13 protein-coding genes are annotated in these 17097 nt (G+C 49.3%); 11 read left to right on the top strand and 2 right to left on the bottom strand.

From position 1 onward, the window contains the following. The first annotated feature begins 81 nt into the window (after nt 1-81). From RQP52_RS12100 to RQP52_RS12070, 7 genes are all read left to right on the top strand, one after another. Nucleotides 82-2364 carry a helix-turn-helix domain-containing protein gene (locus RQP52_RS12100; protein ID WP_315951737.1) on the top strand — a complete coding sequence of 761 codons (2283 nt, stop codon included), beginning with the start codon at nt 82-84 and terminating at the stop codon, nt 2362-2364. Between the two features lie 45 nt (nt 2365-2409). Further along, nucleotides 2410-4467, top strand: a complete 2058-nt coding sequence (locus tag RQP52_RS12095; protein WP_315951735.1) for a glycoside hydrolase family 65 — start codon at nt 2410-2412, stop codon at nt 4465-4467. A gap of 45 nt (nt 4468-4512) precedes the next feature. Continuing rightward, nucleotides 4513-5655, top strand: coding sequence for an oligogalacturonate lyase family protein (locus RQP52_RS12090; protein WP_315951733.1), 1143 nt, complete (start codon nt 4513-4515; stop codon nt 5653-5655). Between the two features lie 27 nt (nt 5656-5682). Then, on the top strand, nt 5683-6825 hold the full coding sequence (locus RQP52_RS12085) for a glycoside hydrolase family 88/105 protein (protein ID WP_315951732.1): 1143 nt from the start codon (nt 5683-5685) through the stop codon (nt 6823-6825). 1 nt (nt 6826) lies between these two features. Next, the gene (locus tag RQP52_RS12080; RefSeq protein WP_315951730.1) at nt 6827-9280 is read left to right on the top strand and encodes a glycosyl hydrolase family 95 catalytic domain-containing protein; all 2454 of its coding nucleotides are present in this window, start codon (nt 6827-6829) and stop codon (nt 9278-9280) included. A gap of 82 nt (nt 9281-9362) precedes the next feature. Further along, nucleotides 9363-10346: an ornithine carbamoyltransferase gene (locus RQP52_RS12075; RefSeq protein WP_315951729.1), complete on the top strand. Its 984-nt coding sequence runs from the start codon at nt 9363-9365 to the stop codon at nt 10344-10346. 310 nt (nt 10347-10656) lie between these two features. Beyond that, the gene (locus RQP52_RS12070; protein WP_315951727.1) at nt 10657-11571 is read left to right on the top strand and encodes an acetamidase/formamidase family protein; all 915 of its coding nucleotides are present in this window, start codon (nt 10657-10659) and stop codon (nt 11569-11571) included. Between the two features lie 46 nt (nt 11572-11617). Here the strand turns inward: RQP52_RS12070 and RQP52_RS12065 are convergent, their stop codons facing one another. After that, entirely contained in the window at nt 11618-12169 is a 552-nt protein-coding gene (locus RQP52_RS12065; protein WP_315951724.1) for a helix-turn-helix domain-containing protein, read from the bottom strand. 153 nt (nt 12170-12322) lie between these two features. On the opposite strand from RQP52_RS12065, the gene RQP52_RS12060 reads away from it, so the two are divergent. Genes RQP52_RS12060 through RQP52_RS12050 form a run of 3 tightly spaced genes read left to right on the top strand, consistent with a single transcriptional unit; the run spans nt 12323 to nt 14188 of the window. Beyond that, a complete protein-coding gene (locus tag RQP52_RS12060; protein WP_315951723.1) occupies nt 12323-12727 on the top strand; it encodes a DoxX family protein in 405 nt (134 codons plus the stop codon). Between the two features lie 22 nt (nt 12728-12749). Further along, nucleotides 12750-13421 carry an alpha/beta hydrolase gene (locus RQP52_RS12055; protein ID WP_315951721.1) on the top strand — a complete coding sequence of 224 codons (672 nt, stop codon included), beginning with the start codon at nt 12750-12752 and terminating at the stop codon, nt 13419-13421. Further along, complete coding sequence (locus RQP52_RS12050; protein ID WP_315951720.1) at nt 13418-14188, top strand: DODA-type extradiol aromatic ring-opening family dioxygenase; 771 nt, start codon at nt 13418-13420, stop codon at nt 14186-14188. Before RQP52_RS12055 ends, RQP52_RS12050 begins: the two co-directional genes overlap by 4 nt. 42 nt (nt 14189-14230) lie before the next feature. Here RQP52_RS12050 and RQP52_RS12045 read toward each other — a convergent pair whose 3' ends face one another. Continuing rightward, nucleotides 14231-15385, bottom strand: coding sequence for an MFS transporter (locus RQP52_RS12045; protein WP_315951718.1), 1155 nt, complete (start codon nt 15383-15385; stop codon nt 14231-14233). 311 nt (nt 15386-15696) lie between these two features. Here RQP52_RS12045 and RQP52_RS12040 point away from each other — a divergent pair, with 311 nt between their 5' ends. Continuing rightward, the gene (locus RQP52_RS12040) at nt 15697-17064 is read left to right on the top strand and encodes an LLM class flavin-dependent oxidoreductase (protein WP_315951716.1); all 1368 of its coding nucleotides are present in this window, start codon (nt 15697-15699) and stop codon (nt 17062-17064) included. Nucleotides 17065-17097: the final 33 nt, after the last annotated feature.

The raw sequence follows: 17097 nt of genomic DNA, 5'->3' as shown, positions 1-17097 counted from the left end.
CAACCGCCGGAAAGGATCGTGTCGCGAGGGAACAGATCGCGCTATAATAGTAAGATCTCCTAATAAGGTGGGAACCCTAACGTGACGCAATCCTTGAAGAAGTGGCTGAAATACAATTTAGCCCATACGCAAACCCGGTTTGTCCTCATTTTAACCATTTCGGTGTTTCTAATTATTCTTGCTGTCAGCCTGACATCCTACTATACGTCAAAGTCTGTCCTGCAGGAAGAACTCAGCGAGCCACAGCGCCAGATGCTTCAATTGAATATGAACGTCATTGATGACGCTATCAAAGAGAGTGATAAAGCCGCTATTCAGATTGCTTTGAACGCCAATATTTATAAGTTTCTGACCAGTGAGGTGCAGAATTCGTACGGCAACATATCGGACATTTATCAATTGTTGTCAACCCTAATAGGCAATTCGAAATATATCAAGAGCATCTATGTGTATGACATGACAAAAGGGAGCTTCATTGCGATTCCGCAGGGCTACAGCTCAAGCAAACTGAACTTTGACGATTCGGATTGGATTAACGTGGTGGACGAGTTCGGTGACGGAATGACGGTTATCAAAAAACGTCAGGTGCCGGAAGGCGCGGGTAGAAAAGGCTCCGAAGTTACGCTGTTTCGCAAAATTATGATTCAAGGACAGTTTAAGGGGATTGTCACTGTCAATCTCAAGGATGAGGAATTGTTTGCTAAGCTGAATCCTCCCGTCCTCAATAATTTAAATCGGATGCGCTACATCATCGACGAGCATGAAGAGATCCTGTACGCGGTCTCCAACTATGATTTCGATCAGGAGTCGATTCGGCAGGCACTGGCCCAACTGCGGGAAGATGGCAGCAGTGACATTACTCATCAGAACCGCAAACTGCTGGTTAATCAGCTTGTTTCGCCAGTAACGGGCTGGAAATACGTGTCCATTGTCGTGCAGGACAGTTTGCTGGCCAAGTCCAAGAAGGTGCGCAATGTTGTATTGACCGTTTCCGTGGCTGCACTGGCGCTTGGATGCGCGACGATTTTCTATATCAATGCCGCTGCTTTCCGACCGGTCCGCAGGTTGATGCAGCTGTTTAGCAGCTACGACCGCAAGTCCATGAATCCTGAAGGCATCGATTTGGAGAAGCTGGCCGGTGAACTGCTTAGCAACCATGCCCATCTGTCTCAGCTCGTAAGAGAGACAATGTCGGAGGCGTCATCCAAGCTGCTTTACGATATGTATACGGGGAACTTGACCGGCAAGCGGGATATCGAGGAAAAGTGGCATCGTTACTTTGGCGAATGGTCATCAGAGCCTGTTACGGTAGCGGTCATTTCAATCGACCGATATGAGGATTGGTCGCGGAAGTATACGGGCGACGATCAATCGTTGCTGAAATTCGCCATGGCGAACATTGTCGCCGAGCTGTTCGAGCAAAGATGGCGGGTCGTTTGCGCTGATTTTGGCAAAGACAAGATGGCGATATTGCTGCAACCACTTGAAGCGGGGATCGTGCTTGAGCGCAAGCTGGAGGAAGCGATTGAGGTTGTTTCCAGATTGCTCAAGTTCAGCGTTTCGGTAGGTGTAAGCACCCCTCAAACGGAAGTTGCCCGGCTGCGTCAGGCGATGCTGGAAGCGGAGAATGCGCTGAATTATCGGCTTTATCAAGGATATGGGCAAGTTATTCCGTTTCATGAAGTATCAGGACATGAAGTCAGGGAGACGGTCGTGGATGAAGGAAAGCTGGAAGAGCTTTCGCAATTGATTGAATCGGGGGACGAGACCGGATCGCTGGAAGCAGTTGAACGTCTAATCTCCGATGTTCGAAGCCAATATGGGTATCCATCAGCGGCTATAACCTTTTTACGGGCCGTGCTTGAACGCATAGAGCAGTTATGGCAGGCTGATGACGAATGTGCGGAGGGCAGCGCGTTAGAGAGATACGATACTTTTCATCTAGGGGATATTCAAGAGGATCTCTGTAAGCGGGTTCAGCCGTTGGTTCAGCGGTTCCATAAACTCGTTCAAAGCAAGGATTTTATTACATGCCACCGCATGATTGATTATATGAAGCAGCATTTGAGCGAGACCATCGGGATCCCGGAGATTGCTGACGACGTTGGAATTAGCAGCAGCTTGGCGAGTCAGATTTTCAAGCAAGAAACGGGAGAAACGATCTATAACTATTTAACGCGTCTGCGTTTGGAACGTGCGGCGGACCTGCTGCTGAAGACCGAAAACAAGATTTCGGACATTGCGATCATGGTTGGCTACCAGCATGAGAACAGCTTCATTCGAAGCTTCCGCAAATTCAAGAATATAACCCCGGGTAAGTACCGGGATATGATGAGAACACGTACGGACGCGATGCTGGAATAGACAAGCGGCGTCAGTCGAATCGGATAAGCAAACCTGGGAGGTACTATGGACAGACGGCAAATCATACAACGGCATAATCCCGAATTGAATAAATGGGACCCTTTGTCCCCATTTTCCGTGGGGAACGGTGAATTCGCCTTTAGTGCGGATCTCACCGGATTACAGTCATTCCCGAATCAATATGAGGTACCGCTGGGCACACAGTCCAATTGGGGTTGGCACTATACGGGCGGACGAAATCGATTTACGGATCAGGATGTTGAATACCAAATGTTCGAAACGCATGGCAGACTAGTCGGCTACCCCATGAAACCCGGTAGTACTGCGGAGGCTTATCACTGGCTGAGGATGAACCCGCATCGTCTGCAATTAGGACGAGTTTCTTTTCGCTTTCTGCTGGAATCGGGTGATGTGGCAGAAGCGGCCGATGTGGCGCCGATCAGCCAGCAGCTTAATCTCTGGTCGGGCGTGTTGACTAGTGCGTATGCCATTCAAGGCGTCCCGGTTCATGTTACCACGGCTTGTCATCCTTCCATTGACGCGATTGCTGTGCAAGTGGAATCCGGTTTAATTGCACAAGGCCGACTGCAGGTGTTCATGCGTTTCCCGGCACCCGATATGACGAATACAGGCTGGGCGAAGACGGTATTTCCTGACTGGGATAACGATGATAGGCACAGGACGGAACTGCGCGAAGGCAGCGGCAACGAAGCCCTGTTGGAACGTACGATGGATGAAGATAAATACGAGGTGCGCTGGGCTTGGAGTGCCGGCAGCCTTACACGGACAGGAGCGCATGAGTTCACACTGCTCCCTCCTTCAAAACAAGTTGATTTGATTGAATTTTCTGTAACTTTTACTCCGGAATCTGCACATACAGCGCCGTCATTTGAAGAGACGATTGCAGCAAGCAAGCTGCACTGGGAGACATTTTGGCTCGGCGGGGCGGCAATCGATTTCTCTGGCAGCTCGGATCCCAGAGCTTACGAGCTTGAAAGACGCGTTGTTCTGTCCCAGTTCTTGTGTGCTATGCACAGTGGCGGCTCCTTGCCGCCGCAAGAGACGGGGCTTATGTATAACAGCTGGTTCGGAAAGTCCCACTTGGAGATGCATTGGTGGCATGGAGCGCATTTTCCATTGTGGGGGCGGGAAAATATTCTGCTGAAAAGCATGGATTGGTACAGCCGTATCTTACCGGTTGCTCGCGAACTCGCTCAATCGCAAGGATATGAAGGCGCCCGATGGCCCAAGATGGTCGACTTTGAAGGAAAACCGTGCCCTTCGCCTGTCGCGCCCGGGTTGATCTGGCAGCAGCCGCACCCGATGACGCTTGCGGAGCTATGTTACAAAGCTCAGCCTACAAGGGAGCTGCTGGAACGATTCCGCGATATTGTCTATGAATCGGCGGATTTCATGGTCTCTTATGCTCACTGGGACGAAGCGAAGCAAGTTTACGATTTAGGCCCGCCATTAATCCCGGCGCAGGAGTGCCACTCGCTTGCAGGCAGTAAAAATCCTCCGTACGAGCTTGAGTACTGGAAATATGGCCTGGAGATTGCGATTCGCTGGGCGGAGCTTTTGCAGGAAACACCTCATGCGAAGTGGGTGCAGGTTGCCGGGATGATGGCCAATCCTCCGCAGGCTGAAGGGGTGTATTTGGCCCATGAGCTGTGTCCGGATACCTTTACAGCTAAGAATCATGATCATCCATCGATGCTCGGTGCGCTTGGCATTTTACCTGGCACGATGATTGACCGCGAAGTGATGCTTAATACCCTGTTGAAGGTGAAAGAGGTATGGAAATGGGGTTCCGCCTGGGGCTGGGATTTCCCAATGTGTGCCATGACGGCAGCGAGACTTGGTGAACCGGATCTGGCCGTTGACTTCCTGCTTATGGATGCTGCAAAAAACACGTATTTAACCAATGGCCATAACTATCAGCGACCTGGTTTGTCTGCGTATTTGCCAGGTAACGGAGGTTTATTGACAGCTGTTGCCATGATGGCTGCCGGCTGGGAAGGCGGCTCCAACTTGAATAACCCGGGTTTTCCGCAGGATGGCAGTTGGAAGGTGAGATGGGAAGGATTAAAGCCTTGGTTGTAGGTCAACTTGCAGGTTGAATGAAATGGATAATCAGGAGGAGAGCGTATGGGAAAAGGAACAATATGGCCCTCAGAACGCAAATCGGCAAGGGATCGATTCACTGGCCTTGAAGTGATACAACTGACGGATTACAAGTCACACAGCCATCATTTATATTTTACGGAAAGCGGTTGGTATGACGAGGAACAGCGTCTTATTTTCGTCTCGGATCGTGGCAACAGCACCAATTTGTACAGCATGCATGTGGAGAGCGGGGAGATTACGCAGCTGACTAATTACCCGGGAAATGATCATATCGATGCTTGTTTGCTGCCGGATGGGAGTGCTGTATACATTAAGCTAGGAACACGGATTATTCGCCTGGATTTACTCGGAGATTTGGATGAAAAAGTGGTGTATGAAGCGCCTCAGGGATATCACCTCGGTAATGTAAGCGCCAGCGCCGATGGACAGCATGTCTGTACTTGTGTTCAAGAAGACTTATCGCACCGGATTCGACTGGACCTGGGCAACGGTTATGTGGGTCATCGTGAACTCATGGAAGCTGCTCCACACAGCATGATCATACGCATTGACGCAGTGAATGGTGGCGCGGAAACCATTTATGAAGCACATCGTTTTATTACGCATATCAACGCGTCTCCCAAAGAGCCTTGGCTGATGACATTTTGTCATGAGGGACCTTGGCATTTGGTTGATCACCGCATTTGGGGACTGGATTTGCGCACCGGCAAAGCGTGGAAAATTCGTGAGCGTCTTGAGCCGGAGGAGAAGATCGGGCACGAATTTTTTTATCCCGACGGCGTAACGATTGGCTACCACGGGTTCCGTGCGAACGGAACGAATTTCTTCGGCAGCATCCGGTATAACAATACAGAGCTGGAAGAAACGGAATTTCATTTTGATACGTGGCATGGTTATGCAGACGGTTTGGGGCAAGCCATCGTTGACGGCAAAAGTGCGGTGAAGACGCTGAGCATTTGGCGAAAACAGGACGGGGTTTACGACGGACCTCGCATGCTGTGCGAGTTGCGCTGCAGCTTTCATTCGCAGAAAGTGCATGCCCATCCGCGTTTTGATGCGAAAGGCAAACGTGTGTTATTTACGAGCGATAAAAACGGGTACGGTAATTTGTATTTGGTTCATGTCCCGGAGGACTTTACCGTATTGCCGTTATTCACGCCATAACAAATGAAGCGAGAGGGGGCATAAGCCATGAAGGTTTCCATGCTGGATACGAAAATCGAACGAATGTCCGTCAAGGTCGGCGAAGCGATTTTGTCGCATAGTCAAGACGGTTACCACCCGAAAATGGCCAACCAATGGGGGTATGTCGCAGGAATGGCGCTTGCAGCCATTGATAAGCTGGGGGATTGGACGGGCGAGGCCAAATATCATGACTTCGTCAAGCGGCATATGGATGTGTTTATTCAAGAAGATGGCTCGATACGCGGTTACAAGCTTAACGATTATAACCTTGATCATATTAATAAAGGAAAAAACCTTTTCCGTTTATGGAGGGAAACAGGCGAAGCGAAATATGAGGCTGCGGCGCGGTTGCTGATTACGCAGCTTGTCGGTCAACCCCGCACGAGTGAAGGTGGATTTTGGCATAAAAAAATATATCCCTATCAAATGTGGTTGGACGGCTTGTATATGTCTTCGCCCTATATGGCTGAATATGCCCACACCTTCCAAGACAACAGCTGGTTTGACGAGGCAGCTCATCAGTTGCTGCTGGTCGAGCGGCATACGCGCAATCCGCAGACGGGTTTGCTGCATCATGCCTGGGACGAAACCCAAGAGCAGCGATGGTGCGTTAACGGAATAGGCCGATCGAGACATGTATGGGGACGGGCAATGGGCTGGTATGCCATGGCGCTGGTGGACGCGCTAGAGCATTTTCCAATTGGGCACCCGAAACGCGGGCAGCTCATGGGTATTTTTGAAAGGATGGTAAATAGCGTTGTACGAGCGCAGGATCAAGAAAGCGGCGTTTGGTACCAGGTCATGGATTGCAATGGCCAGCAGGGGAACTATCTGGAGTCGTCGGGCTCCTGCATGCTGACTTATGCAATTGCGAAGGGAATCAGGTTGCAATATTTGGCGGAAATCGACCGAAGCGTGGTAGAACGAGCTTATGAAGGTATTTTGCAGCGTTTCGTGACGGAAGATGAGCAAGGTGTGCACCTGCATCAGATCTGTCATGGTGCGGGCCTTGGCGGCCGTAAATACCGGGACGGCTCTTACGCGTATTATTTAAGCGAAGCGATCGTAAGCGATGTGTTGATGGGGGTTGCTCCGCTGCTGCTTGCCACACTTGAGATGGAGCAGCTGCGCGAGTCGTGTGAGGAATGAGATGCCGGATCAACTGGGAAATGCTAACGAAGATAAGCTGACGATGAGCTACCCGGCCTCCTGGTGGCGGAATATGTGGCGCGAGGCACTGCCTGCCGGCAACGGTGTGCTTGGCGCGTCTGTATTCGGTGGTGTTCAGGAGGAAACGGTGCTGCTCAACCATGCGAAGTTGTGGCATTGGGGACAGCGAGATGAGCTTCCCGATGTCAGCTTCACGCTTGAGCGGACGCGGAAGTTGATGGATGAGGGGCGCTATCAGGAAGCGAGTTGGCAGCTGGCGAATGCCCTGAAGGAGCAGGGGTACGGGACGAAGCTGGCCTCCCGATTTCCACTGGCAGCCATCCGTCTGACGATGCCCAGCAAGCAGGCTTTTCGCGGGTACAGCCGCACGCTTGATATGGATAGCGGCGAAATAACGGTGGCTTGGAAGGATGGGGACTGCCGGTATAAGCGGACGCTGTTCGTTTCCCGTGCCGATAATTGCATCGTGTATGCGATGGACAGAGAAGGGGGGAGCGGCATAACCGGCGAAATCGGTTTGCAGCTTCATCCAAGCGACCGCTGGGCGGACACGCCAGAGTATAAGGAGCTGGAACGCTCCGTGGAAACAGGGGCGGATGAAGCTTATGCGTGGTACTCGGCAGCTAACGATGACGGAACCGATTTTGGCGCTGTGCTGAGGGTTGTGCAGGAAGGTGGACAAACGGATGGCGGACAATCCGCTGGAGCAGAGGGCGCAATCCGTTTCATGGGAGCAAGTCGAGTGCTCGTGCTGGTTAAAGTATTTACACATGGGAAGCGAGCGGAAGACTGGCCTCGTTTAAAGTCGGAGCTTGCTGATCTGCTTCGTGATGAGGAAAAGGACGTTGGCGCTGTTTACGAACACTTGCTGGAACGGCATGTCGCGCTGCATCGGCCGCTTTATTACTCGGCGCAGCTTGTTCTGGGTGATGATGAGCCGGACTCGCGCTCTAACGAGCGGTTGCTGCTGGATGCTTATGAAGGAGAAGCTTCTGAGACCCTTATCCGGAAAATGTGGGCTTACGGCAGATATCTATTCCTTAGCGGCACCTCAACGGCGGAGGAGGCTGAGCCCTTCGGTTTGTATGGATTGTGGGGAGGCGACTATCGTCTGGTCTGGAGCCATAACATGGCAAACGAGAACATCCAGATGATGTATTGGCATGCGCATGTCGGTGGATTAAGCGAGCTGGCCCCTTCGCTATTCCGGTATTACGAGTCGCTGATGGAGGATTTCCGCGATAATGCAAGCAAGCTGTACGGCTGCCGGGGAATCTACATACCAGCAGGCACGACAGCAGGCGTCGGTGTACCCAGTCAGATCGTTCCGGTTATTTTAAACTGGACGGGTGCGGCTGGATGGTTGGCACAACATTATGTTGAGTACGCAAAGTTTACGGAAGAAGCCGGCTTCCTGGAAAAGCGAGCGCTGCCGTTCATGAGAGAAGCCCTACAATTTTATAAAGATTTCCTTATCCTCGACGAGAGTGGCCAATACAAGATCTACCCATCTGTATCACCGGAAAATACACCCCTCAATTACATGCCGAAGGACGGCAAGCCGCTGGCGCATCCGATGCCTACAGCGATAAATGCGACGATGGATATCGCCATTTTGAAGGAATTGTTGCGGCATTTGATAGAGGCGGTTCAAGCGGTTGGGGATCACCGGCAGGAAGTCGAGGAATGGCAGGAGATGTTGGATCGTCTGCCTGCCTATCGGGTGAACAGTGACGGAGCGGTGAGCGAGTGGGTGCATACAGACTTTGAGGACCGGTATGCTCACAGACATTTGTCACATTTGTATCCTGTGTTTCCAGGGCACGAAGTGACTAGGGAGACGGATTCCGCCCTGTTTCAAGCTTTTGAGACGGCAGTGAGAAAACGTGAAATTGGGGCGCAAACCGGTTGGTCGTTTGCACACATGGCTGCGATTTATGCTCGGTTTGGCGAAGGTGACAGCTCGCTGGACTGCCTGGATATGATGTCGAGAGCCAGCCTGCTGCCCAACTTGTTCACACTGCATAATGATTGGCGGGGGATGGGGCTGTCGATGAACATGCCCACGGCGCCCGTGCAGCTCGATGCCAATCTGGGTTGGGTGAACGCTATTCAAGAGATGCTGCTGCAGGTATCGCCGGGAATCATCAAGCTGCTGCCTGCACTGCCCGGAAGATTGAAGCGAGGGAAATTGTCCCACTGGAGATTTCATACGGGCAAAGTCACGTTGCAGTGGGACACTAGAACAGGGATGTTCCGAGCGGAGCTAACTGCTGACCGGGAGACGAATACTGTCGTCAAGCTTCCGGATTGGGTGCGCACCTGCACAGTTACCGGTGAGCACATTCAGAGGTCTCCGCTAGGAGAACATTATTATTTGGTTAAAATGAAGCAGGGAGATCAGTCGGTGATTTTTGAGACTGCGGGATGTTGATTCAATTTGCAATCACCGACGACGGGGGTTTATTAGGATTGCAATGATCCAACCGTTGACACCGGTTTATTCCTACAATAGAATGAATTTATATTCATTATTATGTATTAATATACAGGACGGTGATCGCGTGACTCCTCATTTATTGTCTTTAAAAGAACTCGATAAGAATGCTTTGTTAGCCATCATTCAAAAGGGGATTGAGATCAAGCGCAATCCAACGGATTTTTACCAATCATGCGAAAGAAAAGGGCTATTCATGCTTTTTCAGAAAACTTCGACCCGAACCAATCTTTCTTTCCAGTCTGGCATAAACCAAATGGGCGGTTACGCTGTAACCATGGATTGGGATTCGAGTAATTTTAGCCTATCCCCCATTCAGTATGAAGTTCGTTATGCCTCAAGAAACTGTGACGTTATCATGGCTCGCTTAAAGAAGCATGCTGATTTACTGGAGTTAGCTAAATATTCGAGTGTCCCTGTCATTAACGGATGCTGTGATAAATACCACCCGTGTCAGGCATTAGCTGATTTGATGACGATCTACGAAGTAAAGGGCAGCTTTGATGGCGTAACTTTAACCTATGTAGGGATCCATAATAATGTTGCCAATTCCCTGGTAGCAGGTTGTGTGACATTAGGCATTAAACTTTTCTTAGTAACTCCGATAGTGAATGAAGCTTCATGGGATGAGGAGCTGATGCTTACGGCTTATGCAAGTGGGTGCGTTGAAACCTTGAGCAGTATGGCTGAGGCTATTAGCAGCACGGATTTTGTTTATACGGACACTTGGGTTGATATGGAGCATTTTCATGAAACCGACTATCAGGAGGAGAAAAATAGAAGGATTCGCACCATGATGCCATTTCAAATTAATAAGCAAAATTTAAGAGGTTATTCTCCTTATATCATGCACGATATGCCCATCCATCCTGGATTTGAGATTGAAGAGGATTTGATTGAGTCGGAGCACTCTATTATTTATCAGCAAGCGGAGAATAGAATGCATGTTCAAAAGAGTTTGTTATGGCATTTATTAGAAGCTAAAACGTTGGTGGGTGCCTGACTTTGGAGCACCTGGGGGGACTGTCTTTCCTCAAGGATTTTTCGTAGGCGAGGGGAACTACAGGGCGATATTTATGGCAAATCTGCCACTTGGGCCAGAGAATGGGAACTAGCGGCCGCTATTTCGTTGTTTTGGAGGGAATGCAGTACGTTTGAGACGGAATAGGATCCTGTAGTTCCCCTGAGGCTCTGATTTGCTGCGTTTTGTCTTAAATAAGGGAGCCCAGTTCCCCTAATTGGGGTACCCCGAGTAGGGAATTCATAACAACTGTCGAATCAATAGAGGATCCTATCGAGATGGAGGAGTAGCCATGATTCATACGTTCGACCCTCAGCTTTATTATCATACAATGGGCAATCATCCCCCTGTATTGACGGTGCATGATGGGGATACGGTCATTACCTCGACAGTCGATGCGAGAGGCTGGGACCAAAATGGTGAAAGTGCAGCTGCCCGCGGGAATCCGATGACTGGACCTTTCTATGTAGAAGGGGCGATGCCCGGCGATACGCTAGCGATTCGATTCGAGTCCATAACACCGAACCGAGAGTGGGCGTGGACAACCAATATGCTTGCTCCAACCGTTATTGATCCAGCTGTTGCGGCTACTTTGCCGGCAGCGGATATCGTGCATTGGACAGTGGATCTATCCCAGGGGGTTGCTTATCTGAAGGAACCAACGCCGGGTCTGGCCCAATTGAAGCTGCCTTTGCGGCCTTTTTTAGGTTGTTTTGGTGTAGCGCCCTCCAAAGGACAGTTCATCTCAACGGCTACAAGTGGCGAATACGGCGGAAACATGGACTATAAAGGTCTGGTCGCAGGCACTACAGTCTATTTTCCGGTGTCGACTGAAGGCGCGTTGTTTTATTTGGGAGATGGTCATGCTTTGCAAGGTGATGGCGAAATCATCGGCACAGGTCTCGAAATATCCATGGATGTTCAGTTCACAGTCAGTGTTCAAAAGGGGAAAACGATAAGTTGGCCGCGGGGCGAAACCGACACACATTGGTTTTGTATCGGCAACGCACGGCCGCTTGACCAGGCGCTTCAACATGCAACGACCGAGATGTTACGGTTGCTGCAGGAAGATTGCGGCTTAACCTCATCGGAAGCCAGCTTGTTGATGGGGCAAGCCGTTGAATATGAAATTGCGAACATGTTCAATCCCGCTTACAGTGTAGTCTGCAAATTGCCGAAAGCGGTATTATCGTCATTGGTTTACTGAAAAAAAAGCCCTCAAACCTGGCCGTAAGCTAGGTTTGAGGGCTTTTTTAAATGAACTCTCGTCCACCATCAGTCTCTGTATAAATAGAAATAAGCACGATTGCCGTGTCATCTCCTATATTTCTCACCACATGAGGCGTGCAGGCGTTCCAACTGAACGAATCGCCTTCCCCGAATTCAGCCGCATCTTCACCCTGCTCCGCATGCACTCTTCCTTTGATCACGACATGAACCTCCTCGCCTTCGTGAGCATGAGGCAGCTCCCCCGTTGAGGCACCTACAGGAAATTCTACCAACATCATCCTGACATTTTTTGTAGAGCTCAAATGCTCCACTTTTAAATGGTCGGAACCGCTTGTCGTAATTCTTCGTTCATCCTTGCGGACAATATGCATGCGGTCCTCTTTCTTCAAGAGCAAATAAGCCAAAGGCACCTTTAGAACCTGTGCAATATTTTCAAGTGTAGCAATGGAGGGGGAAGTTTTGTTCGTTTCAAGCTGACTCATGAAGCCTTGTGATAAGCCGGTTTCTTCACAAATTTGGGCAATGGTAATATTCTTACGCTTTCGAATAGCCCGTATCGTTGAGCCGATGTCCATCCCGACAGCACCTCGCATCAAATATTAGTAATACAAAACTTAATTACATATTAGCAAAATTTCTATTGACATGCTAGAGCTCCTTGTATTAAATTACTTATATAAACATTAATTTTATATTACTTATATTTTGATGAAGAGGAGAGAATTAGAATGACAAAGACAGTACTTGTTTCAATGATCATGCGTGTGTTAATGGGAATTATTTTTATCTCCCACGGAATTGCCAAGTTTCAAATGGGACTAAGCAATGTAGAAGGATGGTTCAGTTCAATCGGTATCCCTGGATTTTTGGCTTATGCGGTAGCGGGGCTTGAGCTTGTGGGTGGGATTATGCTCGTTGCAGGATTGTTTACCCGTTATGTATCTGGCTTGTTCGTGGTGATGCTGATCGGCGCAATTATTACCGCGAAGCTTTCCGTTGGACTTCTTGGCAATGCACAGTCGCCAGGTTACGAGCTTGATCTCGGCTTTTTGTTGATTTCGTTATATTTAGTTGTCGCAGACACGTCTCCACTTTCAGTCGACAGATTTATTATGAGAAAACATAGCGCGTAACATACAACAGAGGAGGATTATAATGAATCCGACGTACCCATATGATGTGCATCTACCGGCGAATATAGACACAGACAAGAAATATCCGGTCATCTTTACTTTGCATGGCAAGGGCTCCAACGAGAAAAATATGTTTAGCCTGGTCGCTCCGCTAGCTGACGACTTCATTATTATCGGCATTCGAGGCAATCTGCCTCTTGGTTCCGGTTATCAGTACTATAGTTTGAAAAGTTTAGGTAATCCCATTCGGGAGATGTTTGACGAAGCGATAAAGAACCTTGAAGCATTCATTCAATATGCAACCGAGAAGTATCCGATCGACCAGAACAAGCGTTATTTGCTGGGCTTTAGCCAAGGCGCGATATTATCGATGTCGCTTGCACTTACGATGGGCGATAAGTTGAAGGGGATCGTTGCGTTGAACGGGTACATTCCAGACTTTGTGAAGACAGAGTATGTTCTGAAAAGCGTGAAGGAAGTATCCGTATTTGTCTCGCATGGCGAGTACGATTCTGTTTTTCCTGTTCGGATCGGCCATGAGTCGGCAGCGTATTTCAAAGATCAGACGCCGCGCTTAACGTTTAATTTATATCCTACGGACCATGGCGTATCGGAAGAAAACCAGCTTGATTTTCTAAATTGGCTTAAACAAGATCTTGAATTAATAACTACGAAGGAGCGTGAAGAGGCATGATGCCTTCCTATTTTTTCGCGCATGGCGCGCCGTCCATTGTGCTTGAGGATAACGCATATACACAACTGTTAAAGCATTTTAAGGAGCATGCACCTAAACCTAAAGCGATTGTCCTCTTTTCCGCTCATTGGGAGGAAACCGTGCAGAACGTAAGTGCTGCTGAAACGTATGAAACCATTTATGATTTTGGCGGGTTTCAGGATGAACTTTACCAAATGACGTATCCGGCCAACAGCGACCGCTCTCTGGTTGAACAGATTCAAAAGCTGTTTGAACAGCAAGGTATTCAAAATGTTCGAAATGAAGAGCGAGGTCTGGACCACGGAGCATGGGCTGTATTGAAGCTGCTGTATCCTGATGCGGACATCCCGGTCGTCGCTTTATCCGTGAACAGGAATTTGCCTAACGAGCAGCAATATCAAATCGGCAAGGCATTGGCAGCGCTCAGAGAGCAGGACGTTCTCATTATCGGCAGTGGCGGCACCGTCCACAATTTAAGGAAATTGAATTGGCGGTCTGGTGGTATTGATGAGTGGGCAGAGCAGTTCGACAGCTGGCTCCAAAACAAGCTCGAGGCATGGGACACGGAGGCGCTGTTTCGTTATCGCGAACTTGCTCCTTTCGCCCAGGAAGCCGTGCCGACGAGCGAACACTTTATCCCGTTGCTTCTCGCGATGGGAACCGGCGATTCCAATCGTCAGGCAAAGCTGCTTCATCGCAGCTATCAATATGGCAACTTGAGTTTAAGTTGCTGGCAGTTTAATTAAAGCAGGAAGGCAGTCGACGATAAATCGGCTGCCTTTTCTCAGTTAAGCCGCGCTCCCATCCGGATCAGGTTTTATCGTGAATAGAGCCAAAACAGCAGCAAGCACACAAAAACCGGTAATCGTATAGAACATAAAGTGAGGTGAGATTTTCACAAGGATTGCAGCAAGCGGAGGACCAATCGCCACACCGATAAATCGCATGGAGCTATAAATCGAAGTGATGGTTCCGCGCTCACTCTTATCAATGCCTTCCGTAATCATGGCATCCATACATGGCAAGGTTACACCGATTCCGATTCCTCCCACACTAATTAAACCTATCAGCCAAGAGATGCCGTGCAGCGTACCACTTATGATAAAAGTAACGGCAGCTAATGTGATTCCTCCAAATGTGATCCATTTCATCAGCATTTTATTTCTACCAATTCGTTTACCGGTAATGAATGAGGCTATGCACAAGGCCGCCGAGGGGATTGCTAAAATACAGCCTTTGACGATCCCTTTCACATGGTATTCATCCTCAAGCGTGTCAGACAGATAAAACAACGTTCCGAAGATTGCGAGCATACATATACATCCGATAGCAAAAATGGCCGATAACCATTTCCCGTTATGAATGAAAATTTGTTTCAGATGGGTTCGAAATTGGGTAAAGGTGACCTTTTCGTCCTTCTTTTTAGCTGGCGATTTGACCAGAAATGCCACTAATACAGCGGAAATCACACAAAGAACCGGAATGGCAAGAAAAGGAGCAAACCATACCATTAAAGCAAGAGCCGACCCTAGTATGGGGCTAAGAACTTTGCCAAAGGTATTCGCGGTCTCCACGACGCCCAGACTGCTGCTTACATCACTTTCTTTTTTGAAAATATCACCGACAAGCGGCAGTACGATTGGAAAAGCACCTGCTGCACCTATGCCTTGCAAGAATCGGCCCAGCATGATAACGAAGTAAGGATTTTCGATCCACCAAGCGCCCAATCCACATATTAGCCCGCCAATTCCATTAATGATCAGACTCGGGATAATAATGATCTTCCTGCCAAAGCGATCGGAGAGATAACCGGCGACAGGGATAAGCAGGATGGCTACGGCGGAGTAGATCGTTATCAATAAGCTCACCTGGAGAGACGTTATTCCTAATTTGCTGCGAATGGAAGGCAGCACTGGGATAAGCATTGAATTTCCTAGTGTCATAATAAGTGGTATAGAAGCAATTGATACAAGGTCCCACTTTTTATTTTCCACCTATCACACCTAGCCTTCTTATTTGATTGCTTTTATGAGATGAGTACGACCAACTTACTATTCCCCTATTTATATGCCCAAACCAAAACTCATTTATCCCACTTGTATAATCAGAATAACTATTGTAAAATTATGAGAATTATTGTTATCTGCCCATTGGTCAACCAAAGGCTTCTAGCATAAGGTCATCGTACAAGTTCCATGTGCGGTTGTCCTTAGCCGGGAGCCTTTTCTAATTTCACACACAAGGTGGTATCGTTATGATCAAAAAACAACGTCAACTTCATCTGAACTTGTTCGTTTCCCCGATGGGACACCATGAGGCTGCATGGCGGCATCCGCAGTCGAATCTCGATCAGCTGCTTGATTTCTCTTTGTATCAGCGTCTGGCTGCAAAAGCGGAAGCAGCGAAGCTGGATTCGCTGTTTTTTGCAGATCGCGTAGCGACCAGTCCGAACGCGGCCAAGTATGGGGCGATCGGCGGATATGAACCGCTGACGCTTCTGTCGGCACTTGCCGTGGTCACTCAGCGGATCGGTCTGATCGCGACCGTGTCCACAAGCTTCAACGAGCCGTTCAATCTGGCGAGGCGGTTTGCCTCTCTCGACCATCTTAGCCGCGGCCGCGCCGGTTGGAACATCATTACGTCAGGGACAGATGCGGAAGCGCAAAATTTCAATTATGAGCAAATCCCGGAACACGCTGCGCGTTATGAGCGCGCGCGGGAGTTTTTGGACGTCGCTACGAAGTTGTGGGATAGCTGGGAAGACGATGCCCTTGTCAGAGACAAGGAAGCAGGCATTTTTGCCGATAGCTCGAAGGTGCATGAGCTTAATCATAAAGGGGACCACTTCTCCGTGAAGGGGCCGCTGAACATATCCCGTGGACCGCAGGGGCGACCACTTCTCGTCCAAGCCGGTTCTTCGCAGAATGGCAGGCAGTTCGCTGCGGAATACGCGGAGGCGATTTTCACGGCTCAGCAAACTTTTGAAGAAGCGGAGTCGTTCTATAAAGATATGAAGCAGCGGGCGGTTCAACTGAATCGGTTGCCGGAACATATCGTCATCCTGCCGGGAATTTGCCCGATTATCGGACGCACCGAAGAGGAAGCCAAAGAGAAGGAAGCGAAGCTTGTGGAGCTCTCTAACCCGGCACACAGCTTGTTGATGTTATCCAATCGAATCGGCTTTGATTTGACGGGTTATCCGCTGGATGGCCCTATGCCTCAACTTCCAATACAGGAAGTGAGAGGCCATCAAAGCCGTACCAACTTGATCGTTGAGCTGGCTCATCGAGAAAATCTGACGCTTCGCCAGCTGCTGGAGCGTTTGGCCGGAGGACGGGGTCATCGGACGATAACAGGAACACCTCAACAGATTGCCGATGTGATGGAGCATTGGTTCCAGAATGGAGCCGCCGACGGCTTCAATATTATGCCGCAGCTGATGGCAGGCGGGCTGGAGGATTTCTTGGACCTCGTCGTTCCCGAGCTGCAGCGCAGAGGACTGTTCCGAACGGAGTACACGGGAACGACCCTTCGTGATCATTACGAACTTCCGTATCCGGGCAGTCAGTTTGCGGAAACTCCGGTTTCGACGATGACAGAAACGAATTGGTACAGCGCGTGATAAATGCAAGTTTCAAGCGAAGCAGAATAAAAC

This window comes from Paenibacillus violae (genome assembly GCF_032461945.1).
GTDB lineage: Bacteria > Bacillota > Bacilli > Paenibacillales > NBRC-103111 > Paenibacillus_E > Paenibacillus_E violae.
The sequence above is the reverse complement of the archived record's forward strand: the minus strand, read 5'-3'. Positions and strand labels throughout refer to the sequence as shown.

Excerpts from the sequence above, each read along its gene's own strand:
- RQP52_RS12070 (WP_315951727.1), top strand. The coding sequence starts at position 10,657 with ATGATTCATACGTTCGACCCTCAGCTTTATTATCATACAATGGGCAAT.
- RQP52_RS12090 (WP_315951733.1), top strand. The coding sequence starts at position 4,513 with ATGGGAAAAGGAACAATATGGCCCTCAGAACGCAAATCGGCAAGGGAT.
- RQP52_RS12045 (WP_315951718.1), bottom strand. The coding sequence starts at position 15,385 with ATGACACTAGGAAATTCAATGCTTATCCCAGTGCTGCCTTCCATTCGC.
- RQP52_RS12075 (WP_315951729.1), top strand. The coding sequence starts at position 9,363 with ATGAATTTATATTCATTATTATGTATTAATATACAGGACGGTGATCGC.
- RQP52_RS12040 (WP_315951716.1), top strand. The coding sequence starts at position 15,697 with ATGATCAAAAAACAACGTCAACTTCATCTGAACTTGTTCGTTTCCCCG.
- RQP52_RS12060 (WP_315951723.1), top strand. The coding sequence starts at position 12,323 with ATGACAAAGACAGTACTTGTTTCAATGATCATGCGTGTGTTAATGGGA.
- RQP52_RS12085 (WP_315951732.1), top strand. The coding sequence starts at position 5,683 with ATGAAGGTTTCCATGCTGGATACGAAAATCGAACGAATGTCCGTCAAG.
- RQP52_RS12055 (WP_315951721.1), top strand. The coding sequence starts at position 12,750 with ATGAATCCGACGTACCCATATGATGTGCATCTACCGGCGAATATAGAC.
- RQP52_RS12065 (WP_315951724.1), bottom strand. The coding sequence starts at position 12,169 with ATGGACATCGGCTCAACGATACGGGCTATTCGAAAGCGTAAGAATATT.
- RQP52_RS12095 (WP_315951735.1), top strand. The coding sequence starts at position 2,410 with ATGGACAGACGGCAAATCATACAACGGCATAATCCCGAATTGAATAAA.
- RQP52_RS12050 (WP_315951720.1), top strand. The coding sequence starts at position 13,418 with ATGATGCCTTCCTATTTTTTCGCGCATGGCGCGCCGTCCATTGTGCTT.
- RQP52_RS12080 (WP_315951730.1), top strand. The coding sequence starts at position 6,827 with ATGCCGGATCAACTGGGAAATGCTAACGAAGATAAGCTGACGATGAGC.